The sequence below is a fragment of the Sphingomonas sp. GC_Shp_5 genome (assembly GCF_026540855.1).
Taxonomy (GTDB): Bacteria; Pseudomonadota; Alphaproteobacteria; order Sphingomonadales; family Sphingomonadaceae; genus Sphingomonas.
The window spans coordinates 176,288-191,219 of the sequence record NZ_JALNUP010000004.1 but is presented as its reverse complement, the minus strand read 5'-3'; the positions used below and the strand labels follow the sequence as shown (position 1 = coordinate 191,219).

At 67.0% G+C, this 14,932-nt stretch carries 16 protein-coding genes and 1 other RNA gene; 13 read left to right on the top strand and 4 right to left on the bottom strand.

Features of this window, described 5'->3' with window-relative positions; translation table 11 throughout:
• The 10 genes from infB to OXR60_RS05095 form a co-directional block, all read left to right on the top strand.
• Positions 1-1,996 (top strand): translation initiation factor IF-2 (infB, locus tag OXR60_RS05140; protein ID WP_267394687.1); only part of this gene is annotated, 1,996 nt, incomplete at its 5' end.
• 151 nt (positions 1,997-2,147) lie between these two features.
• Positions 2,148-2,528: a 30S ribosome-binding factor RbfA gene (gene rbfA, locus OXR60_RS05135; RefSeq protein WP_267394686.1), complete on the top strand. Its 381-nt coding sequence runs from the start codon at positions 2,148-2,150 to the stop codon at positions 2,526-2,528.
• A 16-nt stretch (positions 2,529-2,544) separates the two neighbouring features.
• Positions 2,545-3,006: a GNAT family N-acetyltransferase gene (locus OXR60_RS05130; protein WP_267394685.1), complete on the top strand. Its 462-nt coding sequence runs from the start codon at positions 2,545-2,547 to the stop codon at positions 3,004-3,006.
• A 157-nt stretch (positions 3,007-3,163) separates the two neighbouring features.
• On the top strand, positions 3,164-3,742 hold the full coding sequence (locus OXR60_RS05125; RefSeq protein ID WP_267394684.1) for a thymidine kinase: 579 nt from the start codon (positions 3,164-3,166) through the stop codon (positions 3,740-3,742).
• Positions 3,743-3,913: 171 nt separating this feature from the next.
• The gene (locus OXR60_RS05120; protein ID WP_267394683.1) at positions 3,914-4,603 is read left to right on the top strand and encodes a site-2 protease family protein; all 690 of its coding nucleotides are present in this window, start codon (positions 3,914-3,916) and stop codon (positions 4,601-4,603) included.
• 41 nt (positions 4,604-4,644) lie between these two features.
• Positions 4,645-5,652, top strand: coding sequence for a tRNA pseudouridine(55) synthase TruB (gene truB, locus OXR60_RS05115; protein WP_267394682.1), 1,008 nt, complete (start codon positions 4,645-4,647; stop codon positions 5,650-5,652).
• 16 nt (positions 5,653-5,668) lie between these two features.
• On the top strand, positions 5,669-5,938 hold the full coding sequence (rpsO, locus tag OXR60_RS05110) for a 30S ribosomal protein S15 (RefSeq protein WP_267394681.1): 270 nt from the start codon (positions 5,669-5,671) through the stop codon (positions 5,936-5,938).
• A 152-nt stretch (positions 5,939-6,090) separates the two neighbouring features.
• Positions 6,091-8,469 carry a polyribonucleotide nucleotidyltransferase gene (pnp, locus tag OXR60_RS05105; protein ID WP_267394680.1) on the top strand — a complete coding sequence of 793 codons (2,379 nt, stop codon included), beginning with the start codon at positions 6,091-6,093 and terminating at the stop codon, positions 8,467-8,469.
• Positions 8,470-8,706: 237 nt separating this feature from the next.
• A complete protein-coding gene (locus OXR60_RS05100) occupies positions 8,707-9,432 on the top strand; it encodes a Crp/Fnr family transcriptional regulator (RefSeq protein WP_267394679.1) in 726 nt (241 codons plus the stop codon).
• Positions 9,425-10,516 carry a sensor histidine kinase gene (locus OXR60_RS05095; protein WP_267394678.1) on the top strand — a complete coding sequence of 364 codons (1,092 nt, stop codon included), beginning with the start codon at positions 9,425-9,427 and terminating at the stop codon, positions 10,514-10,516. The genes OXR60_RS05100 and OXR60_RS05095 overlap by 8 nt, the downstream gene beginning before the upstream one ends.
• Here the strand turns inward: OXR60_RS05095 and OXR60_RS05090 are convergent, their stop codons facing one another.
• Entirely contained in the window at positions 10,517-11,284 is a 768-nt protein-coding gene (locus OXR60_RS05090; RefSeq protein ID WP_267394677.1) for a class II aldolase/adducin family protein, read from the bottom strand.
• Positions 11,285-11,463: 179 nt separating this feature from the next.
• On the opposite strand from OXR60_RS05090, the gene OXR60_RS05085 reads away from it, so the two are divergent.
• On the top strand, positions 11,464-11,643 hold the full coding sequence (locus OXR60_RS05085; RefSeq protein ID WP_267394676.1) for a hypothetical protein: 180 nt from the start codon (positions 11,464-11,466) through the stop codon (positions 11,641-11,643).
• A gap of 112 nt (positions 11,644-11,755) precedes the next feature.
• Here OXR60_RS05085 and ssrA read toward each other — a convergent pair.
• Positions 11,756-12,098: a transfer-messenger RNA gene (gene ssrA / locus OXR60_RS05080) on the bottom strand.
• Positions 12,099-12,164: 66 nt separating this feature from the next.
• Between ssrA and OXR60_RS05075 the strand changes: the two genes are divergently transcribed.
• On the top strand, positions 12,165-12,596 hold the full coding sequence (locus tag OXR60_RS05075; protein ID WP_267394675.1) for an Rrf2 family transcriptional regulator: 432 nt from the start codon (positions 12,165-12,167) through the stop codon (positions 12,594-12,596).
• 5 nt (positions 12,597-12,601) lie between these two features.
• Here OXR60_RS05075 and OXR60_RS05070 read toward each other — a convergent pair whose 3' ends face one another.
• Both OXR60_RS05070 and mscL read right to left on the bottom strand, forming a co-directional pair.
• Positions 12,602-13,552, bottom strand: a complete 951-nt coding sequence (locus tag OXR60_RS05070) for an FUSC family protein (protein ID WP_267394699.1) — start codon at positions 13,550-13,552, stop codon at positions 12,602-12,604.
• Positions 13,553-13,638: 86 nt separating this feature from the next.
• The gene (gene mscL, locus OXR60_RS05065) at positions 13,639-14,109 is read right to left on the bottom strand and encodes a large conductance mechanosensitive channel protein MscL (RefSeq protein WP_267394674.1); all 471 of its coding nucleotides are present in this window, start codon (positions 14,107-14,109) and stop codon (positions 13,639-13,641) included.
• A 110-nt stretch (positions 14,110-14,219) separates the two neighbouring features.
• On the opposite strand from mscL, the gene OXR60_RS05060 reads away from it, so the two are divergent.
• Complete coding sequence (locus tag OXR60_RS05060; RefSeq protein ID WP_267394673.1) at positions 14,220-14,804, top strand: LemA family protein; 585 nt, start codon at positions 14,220-14,222, stop codon at positions 14,802-14,804.
• The last annotated feature ends 128 nt before the right edge of the window (positions 14,805-14,932 follow it).

Here is a 14,932-nt window from a genome sequence, read left to right as displayed (position 1 = left end):
CCCGGCTGGCGGCATCAACCGTCCGCTGCCCTCGGGCCAGGCGACCCCGCGCAACAACGCGCCGCCGGCGCGGCCGCAGCAGCGTGACCGCAAGGGCGACGAGCGCCGTGGCGGCAAGCTCACGGTCAACCGTGCGCTCGGCGACGATGGTGCGCGCTCGCGCAGCCTCGCCGCGCTGAAGCGTGCGCGTGAAAAGGAAAAGCGCCACTTCGGCGGCCCGCGCGAGCAGCAGGCCAAGCAGGTCCGCGACGTCCAGGTGCCGGAGGCGATTACCGTCCAGGAACTCGCCAACCGCATGGCTGAGAAGGGCGCAGATCTGGTCAAGACCCTGTTTAAGATGGGCTCGCCCGTCACCATGAACCAGGTGATCGACCAGGATACCGCCGAGCTGCTGGTGACTGAATTCGGCCACAACATCGTCCGCGTGTCCGATGCCGACATCGATCTCGCGATCGACACCGTCGAGGATGCGGTCGAGACGCTGAAGCCGCGTCCGCCGGTGGTGACGATCATGGGCCATGTCGATCACGGCAAGACCAGCCTGCTCGACGCGCTGCGCGGCACCGACGTGGTGCGCGGCGAGGCCGGTGGCATCACCCAGCATATCGGCGCCTATCAAGTCACGCTGAAGGACAAGTCCAAGGTCACCTTCCTCGACACCCCGGGCCATGAGGCGTTCACCGCCATGCGCGCCCGCGGTGCCGACATCACCGACATCGTGGTGCTGGTGGTGGCGGCCGACGACGGGCTGATGCCGCAGACGATCGAGGCGATCAACCACACCAAGGCGGCCGGCGTGCCGATGATCGTGGCGATCAACAAGATCGACAAGCACGAGGCCAATGCCCAGAAGATTCGCGAGCGCCTGCTCAGCGAGGAAGTGGTGGTCGAGGAAATGGGCGGCGACGTCCAGGACGTCGAGGTCTCCGCGCTCAAGAAGACCGGGCTGGACACGCTGATCGAGAAGATCCAGCTCCAGGCCGAACTGCTCGAGCTGCAGGCCAACCCCGCTCGCGCTGCCGAAGGCACCGTGATTGAAGCCAAGCTCGACAAGGGCCGTGGCCCGGTCGCCACCGTGCTGGTCAACCGCGGTACGCTTAGGGTCGGCGACGTGTTCGTGATCGGCGCCGAAAGCGGCAAGGTCCGCGCGCTGGTCGACGACAAGGGTCGGCAGCTCAAGGAAGCCGGTCCGTCGATGCCGGTCGAGGTGCTCGGTCTGTCCGGCGTGCCGTCGGCGGGTGATCCGCTGCAGGTGGTCGAGAACGAGGCGCGTGCCCGCGAGGTCGCCGAATATCGCCAGAGCGTGCTGACGCAGAAGCGCACCACCTCGGCGCCGGCGAGCCTGGAGAGCATGTTCTCCGCGCTCAAGGCCAATCAGGCGATCGAGTATCCGCTCGTCGTCAAGGCCGACACGCAGGGCACGGTCGAGGCGATCGTCGCGTCGATCAACAAGATCTCGACCGATCTCATCAAGGCCCGCGTGCTGCACTCGGGCGTTGGCGGCATCACCGAGAGCGACGTCACCCTGGCCGGGGCATCGGGCGCGCCGATCATCGGCTTCAACGTCCGCGCCAATTCCAAGGCACGCGAGATCGCCGAGCGGCAGAAGGTGGCGTTGAAATATTACGACGTCATCTACGACCTGATCGACGAGATCCGCGCCGGCATGGCGGGCGAGCTCGGGCCGGAAGCGTTCGAGACCGTGGTCGGCCGCGCCGAAATCCGCGAGGTGTTCTCGGCGGGCAAGCACGGCCGGGCCGCCGGTCTGCTGGTGGTCGACGGGATCATCCGCAAGGCGCTCAAGGCACGCATCACGCGCAACGACGTCATCATCTACCAGGGCGAGATCGCATCGCTGCGTCGCTTCAAGGACGATGTTGCCGAAGTGCGCGCCGGCCTGGAGTGCGGCGTCACCTTCTCGAACAACTTCGTCGACATCCGGGCGGGCGACTTCCTGGAGACCTTCGAAGTCGAGATGCGCGAACGCACGCTGTAATCCACTCTCCCTCTCCCGCCCGGGAGAGGGAGGGAGCCGCGATGCGGCGGAAGGGTGAGGGTGACCGGTGGGTGCGCGACCGCGCACATCGGCACCCGCGCGCACGGTCGATGCCGGGCGGGCCCCTCCCACATGCCGGGAGAGTGACGCAATGAACAAAGAACCCCAGGAAAAGTCGGTCCGTTCGCTGCGGGTCGGCGAGCAGGTCCGCCACATCTTGAGCGAGATCCTGCAACGCGGCGACGTGCATGATGCGACGCTCGCCAAGCACGTCATCTCGATCACCGAGGTGCGGATGTCGCCCGATCTGCGCCATGCGACCGCGTTCGTGAAACCGTTGCTCGGCAAGGACGAGGAGGAGGTGCTCAAGGCGCTGCGCACCAACACCGCCTATCTCCAGCGCGAGGTGGCGGCGAAGATGACGCTCAAATACGCCGCCAAGCTCAAGTTCCTCGCTGACGACAGCTTCGACGAAGGCAGCCATATCGATGCCTTGCTCCGCAACCCTCAGGTCTCCCGCGATCTCGGCTGAGTATCGCTTTCGGGCGATGACCGGCACCGACATGCCGATGGTGCGCCGGTGGCTGGAGACGCCTGCGGCGCGGCGCTGGTGGGGCAACCCCATCAAGGAAGCCGCCTTCCTGGTCGAAGACCTCGACGAACCGGCGATGACGATGCTGATCGTCGAGCATCGCGGCATCGCCTTCGCCTTCGCCCAGCATTACAACGTCCACGAATGGCCGCAGCCGCAGTTCGCGCATCTGCCGCGCGGCTCGCGAGCGATCGACGTGTTCATCGGCAATCCGGCGATGATCGGCCGCGGCCACGGCACCGCCTTCGTCCGCCTCCTCGCCCAGCAGCTGCGCGCGAGAGGCGTGCCGGTGGTGACGCTCGATCCCGATATCCGCAACACCCGCGCGCGGCGCGCCTATGCCCGCGCCGGCTTCTCCTACGGCACGATCAAGAGCCAGGGCCATCGCCCCGCAGTGGCGATGTTCTTCACCGAATAGCGCCGCCCACCACCCCGCCCGCCCGTTCGTGCTGAGCCTGTCGAAACACGGCGAGACTCATCCCCTTCTATAGGCACAAGGCAAACGGGGGGTGCGGCAACATCGCTCCGCCGCAAGGATGGATTGATCCCCTGCCCGGCCCGTGGGATGACCCACCGTGGCCAAGCTCTATTTCTACTACGCGTCGATGAACGCGGGCAAATCGACCAACCTGCTGCAAGCGGACTTCAACTATCGCGAGCGGGGGATGGCGACGATGCTGTTCACCGCCGCGGTGGACGACCGCTTCCGGCCGGGGACCATCACCTCGCGGATCGGCCTCGAAGCCGCGGCGACGCCGTTCGACGCATCCACCGATCTCGCAACGAGCATCGCCGCGCGCCACGGCCAGGAATCGCTCGCCTGCGTGCTGGTCGACGAGGCGCAGTTCCTGTCGGCAGCGCAGGTCGCGCAGCTCGCCTATGTCTGCGACGTGCTCGGCATTCCGGTACTCGCCTATGGGCTGCGCACCGATTTCCAGGGCCGCCTGTTCGAAGGCTCGGCGCGGCTGCTCGCCACCGCGGACTCGCTCGTCGAGATCAAGTCGGTGTGCATGTGCGGGCGCAAAGCGATCATGAACCTGCGCGTCGACGCCGCCGGCAAGGCGATTGCCGAGGGCCAGCAGACCGCGATCGGCGGCAACGATCTCTACGTGGCGCTGTGCCGGCGCCATTTCACCGAGGCGCTGGGAGGGTAATGCCCACTCGGATCACCGTTCGTGCTGAGCCTGTCGAAGCACGGTGAGTCTCATGCCCTTCGACAGGCTCAGGGCGAACGGTGAGAAGGTCTTGATCTCCGTCGCGACGGGCAACATCCGCAGCCTTGCCCCCCGCTGGCGCGCTCGCCTCCGACACGCCATATCCATCCCATGAACCCCGACAACATCGTCTACCGCACCGCCGTGTGGATCATCCCGCTGGTGATCGCGATCGTCTTCCACGAAGTCGCCCATGGCTGGGTCGCGAAATGGCTGGGCGACCCGACCGCCGCCGAACGCCGGCGGCTAACCTTCAACCCGATCCGCCATGTCGATCCGGTCGGCACCATCATCCTGCCCCTCGGCCTCGCCATTGCCGGCGCGCCGGTGTTCGGCTGGGCCAAGCCGGTGCCGGTGATCGCGCAGCGGCTGCGCAACCCGCGCTGGGGGATGGTGCTGGTCGCGCTCGCCGGGCCGGGGATGAACCTCGCGCTGGCGACGATCGCCGCCGTGGCGCTCGGGCTTGCCGGTGCGGCGGTAGGCAGCACCGCGCCCACCGGCGTCACCGCCTTCCTGCTCGCCAACCTCGTCAACTTCCTCCTCGTCAACGTCTTCCTGGCGCTGTTCAACCTGCTGCCGCTGCCGCCGTTTGACGGCGGCCATGTGGTGGAAGGAATCCTGCCGCGCCGGCTCGCCTATCACTATGCCAAGCTCGGCCGGTTCGGCTTCCTGCTGGTGATCGGCCTGCTGGTGCTGCTGCCGATGGCGCTGCCCCAGGCTAATATCGTCCAGCGCCTGGTCGGGCCGCCGGCCGAGGCGGTGATCCAGCTGTTCCTCAAGCTCGCTGGCGCGATCGCCTGAGCGCCCTTCGCATCGGCGCGGGCCTGGACTAGGGCCGCGCGATGCACGGATGGATCATCATCGACAAGCCGCTCGGGCTCGGCTCGACCCAGGCGGTCTCGGCGGTCAAGCGCGCGCTGCGCCAGGGCGGCTATGGCAAGTTCAAGGTCGGCCACGGCGGCACGCTCGATCCACTCGCCACCGGCGTGCTGCCGATCGCGGTCGGCGAGGCGACCAAGCTGGCCGGGCGGATGCTCGACAGCGACAAGGTCTATGCCTTCACCATCCGCTTCGGCGAGCAGACCGATACGCTCGATGCCGAGGGGGTGGTGATCGCGACGTCTCTCGGGCGGCCCTTGGCCGACGCGATTGCGTCGGTGCTCCCGCGCTTCACCGGCCCGATCGCGCAGGTGCCCCCCGCCTATTCGGCGCTCAAGGTGGATGGCGAGCGGGCGTATGATCTCGCCCGCGCCGGCGAAGAGGTGACGCTGGCGAGCCGCAACGTCACCATTCATTCCCTTTCTCTCCGTCATCCCGGCGAAAGCCGGGATCTCGATGGGGAAAGGACCGCAGGAGACCCCAGCCTTCGCTGGGGTGACGGCACGGAGACGGGTGACGGCGTGGACGCGGGTGGCGGCGCGGGGCTAGGCGACGCGCGCGTGCCCCTCGACGAGATCACCCTGGTCGCCCATGTCTCCAAAGGCACCTACATCCGCAGCCTCGCCCGCGACATCGCGCTGGCGCTCGGCACCGTCGGTCATGTCACCATGCTGCGGCGCCTCAAGGCGGGGCCGTTTACCCTCGATGGCGCGATATTGCTGGACAATTTGGCTGAGGCCGGTATGGCGCGCACCCTTGAACAGTTACTCCTGCCGTTGAGGGCGGGGCTGGACGACATCCCGGCTCTGTTCCTCGATCCCGACCAGGCAGGAGCGCTCCGACAGGGGCGTGTGTTGGCCGGGATCGCCGCTGACGATGGCCTCCGTTTCGCGCTGCTGGGCGACCAGCCCGTCGCGTTGGTGGAGGTGGTGGACCGCGAGGTCCGCGTCGTGCGCGGGTTCAACCTGTGATGTCGAAGGAAGACAGATGACGATTACCGCAGAGCGCAAGGACGCGCTGATCAAGGAACACGGCCGCCAGGAAGGCGACACCGGCTCCCCCGAGGTCCAGGTCGCGATCCTCACCGAGCGGATCCGCAACCTGACCGAGCATTTCAAGGGCCACGCCAAGGACAACCACTCGCGTCGCGGCCTGCTGATGATGGTCAACAAGCGTCGTTCGCTGCTCGACTATCTCCGCAAGACGGAGGGGCAGCGCTACCTCGATCTCATCGCGAAGCTCGGGCTTCGCAAGTAACGGAAGCGGCGCCTTCGGGCGCCGTTTTCATATCCGTCAGGATGCAATTCGGCATTCTGGCGCGGGGCGACAACTCGCTCCACACCGCGCGGGCCGGCTAAGCCCGCAGATAGGCCCCCACCGCATTGGGCGGTGGGAGTGAAGGAAATACGATGTTCGATACCAAGAAGGTAGAAATCGAGTGGGGCGGCCAGACGCTGACCCTCGAGACGGGCAAGGTCGCCCGCCAGGCCGATGGCGCGGTGATCGCGACGCTCGGCGAGACGGTGGTGCTCTGCGCGGTCACCGCCGCCAAGCACGTCAAGGAAGGCCAGGACTTCTTCCCGCTGACCGTCCACTACCAGGAGAAGTTCTCCTCCAGCGGCCGCATTCCCGGCGGCTTCTTCAAGCGCGAGCGTGGCGCGACCGAGCGTGAGACGCTGGTCAGCCGCCTGATCGATCGCCCGATCCGCCCGCTGTTCCCCGAAGGCTTCTACAACGAGATCAACTGCATCGCGCAGGTGATGAGCTATGACGGCGAGAACGAGCCCGATCTGCTAGCGATGATCGCCGCCTCGGCCGCGATGACGCTGTCGGGCGTGCCGTTCATGGGCCCGATCGGCGCCGCGCGCGTCGGCTACAAGGATGGCGAATACATCCTCAACCCGTCGGACAGCGAAGTCGCCACCGGCGAGCTCGACCTGATGGTCGCCGCCACCCACGACGCGGTGATGATGGTGGAATCGGAAGCCAAGGAGCTGTCCGAGGACGTCATGCTCGGCGCCGTGATGTTCGCCCACAAGGCGAGCCAGCAGGTCATCGACGCGATCATCAAGCTCGCCGAGCAGGCCGCCAAGGAGCCCTGGGAGCTCAAGGTCCAGGACGACAAGGTCGAGGTCAAGGCCAAGCTCAAGAAGCTGATCGGCAAGGACCTGGAGGCCGCCTACAAGCTGACCGACAAGCAGCAGCGCCAGACCGCGATCAACGAGGCTCGCGCCAAGGCCCGTGACGGCATGGCCGACCTCAAGGACAGCGATCCCCAGGCGTATCTGGCGTCGCTCAAGCTGGTCAAGAAGCTCGAGGCGGACATAGTCCGCACCGCGATCCTCAAGACCGGCCGCCGCATCGACGGCCGCGACACCACCACGGTGCGCCCGATCGAGGCCGAGGTTCACTTCCTGCCGCGCGCGCATGGCTCCGCCCTGTTCACCCGCGGCGAGACCCAGACCATCGCCACCACCACGCTCGGCACCCGCGACGCCGAGCAGATGATCGATGGCCTCAACGGCCTCAGCTACCAGAACTTCATGCTCCACTATAACTTCCCGCCCTATTCGGTCGGTGAAGTGGGTCGCTTCGGGGCGCCCGGCCGTCGCGAAGTCGGCCACGGCAAGCTCGCCTGGCGCGCGCTGCACCCGGTGCTGCCGACCAAGGAGGAGTTCCCGTACACGATCCGCGTCACCAGCGACATTACCGAGAGCAACGGCTCCTCGTCGATGGCGACGGTGTGCGGCGGTTCGCTGGCGATGATGGATGCCGGGGTGCCGCTCAAGCGCCCGGTCTCGGGCATCGCGATGGGCCTGATCCTCGAGGGCAAGGACTTTGCGGTCCTCAGCGACATCCTTGGCGACGAGGATCATCTCGGCGACATGGACTTCAAGGTTGCCGGCACCAGCGAGGGCATCACCGCGCTGCAGATGGACATCAAGATCTCGGGCATCACCGAAGAAATCATGAAGGTCGCGCTCAAGCAGGCGCACGCCGGCCGCGCGCATATTCTCGACGAGATGGCCAAGGCGCTGGGCGAGACCCGCTCCGAGCTGTCGGCTCATGCCCCGCGCATCGAGACCTTCACCATCGACAAGTCGAAGATCCGCGAAGTGATCGGCACCGGCGGCAAGGTGATCCGCGAGATCGTCGCGCAGACCGGCGCCAAGGTCGACATCGACGACGAGGGCGTGATCAAGGTCTCCTCGTCCGATCCGTCGCAGATCGACGCCGCGATCAAGTGGATCAAGGGCCTCGTCGAGGAAGCGGAAGTCGGCAAGGTCTATGACGGCAAGGTCGTCAATCTGGTCGATTTCGGTGCCTTCGTGAACTTCATGGGTGGCAAGGACGGTCTCGTCCACGTCAGCGAGATCAAGAACGAGCGGGTCGAGAAGGTCTCGGACGCGCTCACCGAGGGCCAGGAAGTCAAGGTCAAGGTCCTCGAGATCGATCCGCGCGGCAAGGTTCGCCTGTCGATGCGCGTCGTCGATCAGGAGACCGGTGCCGAGCTCGAGGACACCCGTCCCGCGCGCGAACCGCGCGAGGGTGGCGATCGTGGTCCGCGCGGCCCGCGCCGTGACGGCGACGGTGGCCGTGGCCCCCGTGGCGACGGCGGCGGCGATCGTGGTCCCCGTGGCCCGCGTCGTGACGGTGACGGCCCGCGTGGCCCGCGTCGTGACGGCGACGGCGGTCGTGGCCCGCGCCGCGAGCGCAGCGAAGGCGGCAACAGCGACGGCCCCGCGCCCGAGTTCGCGCCCGCGTTCCTGACCAACGATCGCGACTGATCCTGCTCGGCATCGCCTAGCAAGGAGGGCCCGGCAGCAATGCCGGGCCCTTTTTCGTGGCGCCGTCGCGATCAGCCGCCACCTCGCCACACCGTGATCACCACAGCTTGAGCTTGATCCATTTTAACCGCATCATCGCGCCGCGGCCGCTGGCGTCGCTAACATGGGTGAACGAATGTTCGCCGTCGATCCTGTCAGAAAGGGCCGATGGATTTAGTCGAGACCCGAAATCCTCTCATGGATCGCCTGGAGCATTTCGCCCGGCTGTCCGCCGATGATCGCGAGGCGCTCGAGGCGGCGACGGCAGGACCTGTGCTCAGCGTCAGGCCACGCCGCGATATCGTGCGCGAGGGCGAGCGTTCCCGGGTTGCCAATCTGATCCTCGATGGCTGGGCGTTTCGCTACAAGACGCTGGCGGACGGCCGCCGCCAGATCATCTCCTTCCTGCTCCCCGGCGATATTTGCGATCCCTATGTCTACATCCTTCAGGAGATGGATCACTCGATCGGTGCGCTGACGGCGGTGCGCTACGTAGAGCTCGGCCGCGACAAGATCGAGGCGCTCACCTCTCAGCATCCGCGGCTCACCCAGGCGCTGCGCTGGGACGGGCTGGTCGCCGCGGCGATCCAGCGCGAATGGACCCTCAATCTCGGGCAACGCGATGCGATCGAGCGTCTCGCCCATCTCCTGTGCGAACTGTTCTTCCGGTTGCGCGCCGTTCGCCTCACCGACCAGAACCGGTGCGAGATGCCGCTCACCCAATCCGATGTTGCTGAAGCAACGGGGATGACACCGGTCCACGTCAACCGCATGATCCAGGAATTGCGCGCCCGCGGCCTGATTCGCTGGAAGGGCCGCGAGGTCGAGGTGCTGGATATGGAGGCCCTGTGCGATGTGGCGATGTTCAACCCGAACTACCTCCACCTGAACCGCGAGGGTGCCCACCTCGACGCCAATGGATGACCCGGCAGGCCTGACCAGCGATCGACCCGCGCTCGCCGGCACGTCGTGGCTCGGCGCGAGAACGGGGGTGGGTGCGGCGCTCGGTCAGCATGACTGGTCGGCGACCCCCCTGGGGCCGCTTGGCGACTGGCCGCCGGTGCTGCGCATCATCCTGCTGTTCATGCTCGACAGCCCCCTCCCCAGCTGCCTCGCCTGGGGGCCGGAGCTGCTGCTTCTCTACAATGACGGCTATGCCAAGCTGCTCGGCACACGCCACCCGGCCGACCTCGGTCTCGCCGCGTCGGTGGCATGGCAGGAGCAGTGGAACCGCAACCTGCCGTTCATCGAGCAGGCGCTGAGCGGGCACGCGATCTCGTCCGACAGCCTGCCCTCCATCGACGCCGCGGACCCGGACGACCAACTCGGATGCACCTGGACGCCGGTCCGCGACGAGCATGGCGCGGTCGGCGGCCTGCTGTGCATGGCCGAAGCCGGCAACGTCCAGCGCAACCAGCGCCAGCTTGCCACCGAGGTCCAGCATCGGGTCCGCAACACGCTCGCGGTGATCCGCTCGATCGCGCGGCGCACCGCCGACCATAGCGATACGGTGGATCAATATCGCATGCACTTCGACGGCCGGCTGGCGGCGTTCGCGCGCACCCAAGGCTATCTCACCCGCAATCCCGGCCTAGGGGTGGATCTCGGCGCCCTGATTGCCGACGAATTGCTGACCCACCAATTGGGCGATGGTCAGCGCGCCGCGTTCGAGGGTCCGTCCGTTCGCCTGGCGCCGCGGGTGGCCGACCAGCTGGGGCTGGCGATCCATGAACTGACCACCAACGCGGTTAAGTTCGGCGCGCTGGGCGCGCGCGGCGGGCGGCTGGCGGTGAGCTGGTGGGTCGCCACGCAAGCCGGCGCGCCCGTCCTCCACATCGACTGGCGCGAGACCATTGCCACGCGCGACATCGCCCGGCCCGATCATGAGGGCTTTGGCGTCGAGCTGCTCCAGCGCAGCCTGCCTTATGAGCTCGGCGCCGACATCTCGCTCGATTTCCGCGCCGACGGGCTCCACTGCACCATGGCGATCCCGCTGCCTGCTCCGTGATCAGTCGCGGAACCTGGGATCGATCCGGTCGAGCTTGCGCAGCAGCGCCGGCCAGGCCAGCGCCTGCGCCAGCATGCCCAGTCCTTGCGGATTGGACTGGCCCGCGACTTTCTCCTCCACCCCGTCGGGCGGCGGGTTGAGGTTCTCGCGCCCCGCCGCCAGCATCAGCACCTGCGCTTCGCACGCCCGCTCGAGGAAATAGAGCCGCACGAAGCAGGCGCCGATCGTCGCACCGACGGTGAGCGTGCCGTGGTTGCGCAGGATCATCGCATTCTTGCTGCCGAGATCGCGCACCAGCCGTTCGCGCTCGCCAAGGTCGGTCGCGATGCCCTCATAGTCGTGATAGGCGACATCGTGGCCGGCGATCATCGCCGCCTGGGTATGCGGCAACAGCCCGAATGTCATCGCCGACACCGCCTGGCCGTGCGGCGTGTGGAGATGCATCACCGCGCCCGCATCCTCGCGCGCCATGTGGATCGCCGAATGGATGGTGAAGCCCGCGGGATTGACCGGATGGTCGCTGCGCCCGACCGGCGCGCCCGTCACGTCGATCTTGACCAGGCTCGACGCGGTGATCTCCTCGAACATCATGTCATATGGGTTGATCAGGAAGTGGTGTTCGGGGCCCGGCACCCGCGCCGACAGGTGCGTGAAGATCAGATCATCCCACCCATAGAGCGCGACCAAGCGGTAAGCGGCAGCGAGATCAACCCGCGCCTGCCATTCGCCAGGCGCCATCGCGGCATCGACCGATGCGAGCGTCGCCATCCATCCTCTCCTTTGTAATTGTCGCCCAGTGTACGCCCGCGGCGCCAGACTGCAAATATTCGCAACCTATCTGCACACTTAATCCCGATTAACGCGGGCCTGACAATTTTTTATTATTGTCCAAATGCTTGCAGCGCCGATGCGGCAGCGAGCAAGCGGCACGATGCCTGGGGGCAATCATGACGAACATGGATCGAGCTGAATTCTACCTCGCTCGCCAGAACCAGGAACTGGTGGCGGCGGCCCGCGCGACTCACCCGGAAAGCCGACGCATCCACCAGCGACTGGCCGATGCTTATGCGGATCTCGCAGCGGAGGAGCTGCCGACGGCACCGCCGGCGATCAAGATCCTCGCCTGAGCTTGTGGCTGGCGCAGTGATGAAGGGGGAACGCGCCGCGATGGCGACGCCTGGACCTTCCGCATCACGGAAGGTCCGGGGGGTTCTGTTGCCCGGCCCCCCCGGGAGCCGCTGAAATCCGCTTCTGTTGCCCGGTGCGGCTCAACCGCGCTATTTTAGAGTAACCTTAGGCCGTTAAGCCGTGGGGTTACGCTGCAATGGCGAGTGCTTCGTTATCGTTGGCACTTGTGTAATGGGCCGTTGCGGTGGTCCCATTCCGAGCGAAAGATAGCGTTTTTCAACACCCGTCGATCCTGGTTCGGCCCCGTCAAAGCCGGCCTGGAAGGCCGGTTTTGGTGGAGCCGCCGGGTACTGCCCCCGGGTCCGCGATGTCTATTTGACACCACCGTTTATCGCCATAGCCGGGCGAACCCGGCACGGGCGATATAGGGACCTGCCGCGCCGGCCGCAATCCACGCCGGCCGACAATCGGCACGGGGCGCCTTCCGCTTGCCACAATATTGGCCCATATCGGCTCGATCATGTTGACCCAGCGTTCCCGCTACGCGCTGCGCGCGATGCTGTTTCTCGCCAAAGCGCCTCCCGCCGGCCCACCCACGCCGATGACGCGAATCGCCGCCGAGGCGAACGTGCCGCGCAAGTTCCTCGAGCTGATCCTTGCCGATCTGCGCGATTCCGGGCTGCTCCACAGCCATCGCGGCAAGATGGGCGGCTATCGGCTGGCGAGGCCGAGCCATCTGATCTCGCTCGGCGATATCATCCGCATCATCGAGGGGCCGCTGGCGCTGGTCCCCTGCGTCAGCCGTACCGCCTATCGCCCCTGCCACGATTGCAAGAGCGAGGCGGATTGCGCGATACGCCATGCGATGATGCGCGTCCGCGACGAGACCGCGCGGATCCTCGATGGCACCAGCCTCGCCGACGCCACTGCCGAGGAACTCGCCGCCGCCTGACGGCGTCAGCTGCCGACCCGGTCGGGCTTGAGCCGCCGCCGCGGCAGCTTGTGCGGCACGATCAGCGCCACCAGCAACGCCAGCCCGCCGCCGAGCAGCGTCGCGGCGATCCGATGCTCGGCACTGCCGAGCGCGCTGGTCTGGCCGAGCGAGGTCAGCAGCACGATGGTCGCGGTGATCGACGCGGTGAGGCTGGCATAATGCGCCTTCTGCAAGGCAAATGCCGCGCCCGCGGCGGTGCTCGCCCCCGCCAGCAGCCAGCCGGGCTGATCGCGGCACAGCACGGCAAAGCCGGTCGCCAGCGCGCAACCGCCAAGCGTGCCGCCGATCCTCGCCAGTCCCCGCGCGCGAGTCTCGCTGAGCCGGGGCTTCAGCACGATCAGCGCCGTCATCGGGGCCCAATAGCCGTTGGCGAGCCCGAGCGGCTTGACCAGCCACAGGCTGATCGCGACGCACAGCCCGGCGCGCGCCATGTGCGCGATCAGCAAGGCGCGATCGTCGTTGGCGAGCGGCGCCGGGCGGATCGTCGCCTCGGCGGCTTTCGGGAATAGCCTGGCGAGCCCCACGACCACCAGCATCTGCACCGCGCCGCCCGCCAGCGTCAGCCCGCCGCGGATCAGCCCTGCATGAACGTCGCCCGCGTAATAGCCGGCAACGAAGAACACGATCACCACCTGCAGCACCACCCACCAGGCGTCTTCGTCGTACAGCGCCAGCGCCGCACAGCCCGCTGCCGACGCCGCGGCAACGACGATGAACAGCGCGCTGTCTTGGCCGAGCACGGTGCCGGTGAACGCCGCCACCGCCATGCCCAGCATCGCCGAGATCATCGCGCCCCAGCGCCGCCCGCCGAGCTCGCGCGCCGCGCCGAACCCGACCGCAAAGGCCGCGCCCGCCGCGATCGCGCCCTGCGCGGGGTGACCGGTGAAGAGGCCGGCGAGGATCAGCAGCGGCATCGCCGGCACGCACAGCGCCGCCTCGCGCCAGTGGAACGGGCGCAGGTGACGGTAGTCGACGCGTAATCGTGGCCCGGGCAGGATGATCAGTCCTTCGGCCGCGCCTTGAGCTCGTCGAGGATCTGGCGGAGCAGCCCGATCTCCACCGGCTCGGGCTTGGGCGGCGCCGCCGCCTCCTCGGCATGGCGCAGCTTGGCCGCCTCGCGCTCGATCAGCGCACTCGCCCGGGTGATGGTGCGCAGCAGCATGAAGATGATGAAGGCGACGATGACGAAGTTGACCGCCTGGGTGATGAACTGGCCATAGCCGAGCAGTGGCACCCCGGCCTTCTTGAGCGCGGCATAATCGGTGGAGCCGCGCATAGCTGCAGGGATCGGTCCAAGCGCGAGGAAGTAGCTGGAGAAGTCGAGGCCGCCGAAGATCCTGCCGATGATCGGCATCAGGATGTCGTCGGTCAGCGAACTGACGATCTTGCTGAACGCCGCGCCGATGATCACCGCCAATGCCAGGTCTAGCACGTTGCCGCGCATGATGAAGGCCCTGAATTCCTTAAGCATTCGCCACATCCCTCGTTCACGAAATAACACAAAGCCTATGCGGCGATTTGCCCTTCGCCAACCCCTTGAGCTGTCCTATATAGGTAGCACAGACACCAGGAGGGTTGTTCATGTCTTTTCGTCCCGTTGCCGCCGTCACGCTCGCCGTCGCCCTCGCCGGCTGCGGCATCAATTCGGTGCCCACCGCGGAGGAGAATGCGAAGGCACGCTGGGCGGACGTGCAGAACCAGTATCAGCGCCGCGCCGATCTGATCCCCAACCTCGTCGCCACCGTGAAGGCGGCAGGCGCTCAGGAGAAGTCGATCCTGGTCGAGGTGACCCAGGCCCGCGCCGGCGCCAGCCAGGTGCAGCTCAGCGGCGACGATCTCGCCGATCCCGCCAAGATGGTGCGCTTTCAGCAGGCGCAGGGCGCGGTGACGATGTCGCTGCAGCGGCTGCAGGAGGCCTATCCCGAGCTCAAGAGCCAGGGCAATTACACCACGCTGATGAGCCAGCTCGAAGGCACCGAGAACCGCATCACCATCGCCCGCAACGACTATAACGGCGCGGTGCAGGCGTATAACACCCGCATCCGCACCTTCCCCGATGCGGTGGGCGCACGGATCTTTTACGGCGCCAAGCCGCTGACGCCGTTCCAGGCCACCTCGCCCAACGCCGAGACCGCACCCAGCGTCAACTTTGGCAACAACGGCTGAGCGACGCCGATCGACCAACGGGGCGGGGCCGGACCGGCGCCCGCCGCCTTTTGCCATGCGGAGCCAGATAGTGCGGCGTTTTCTCGAGCAGCGGACATCCGGCCTGCCATGGCTCGCAGCCTTGCTGC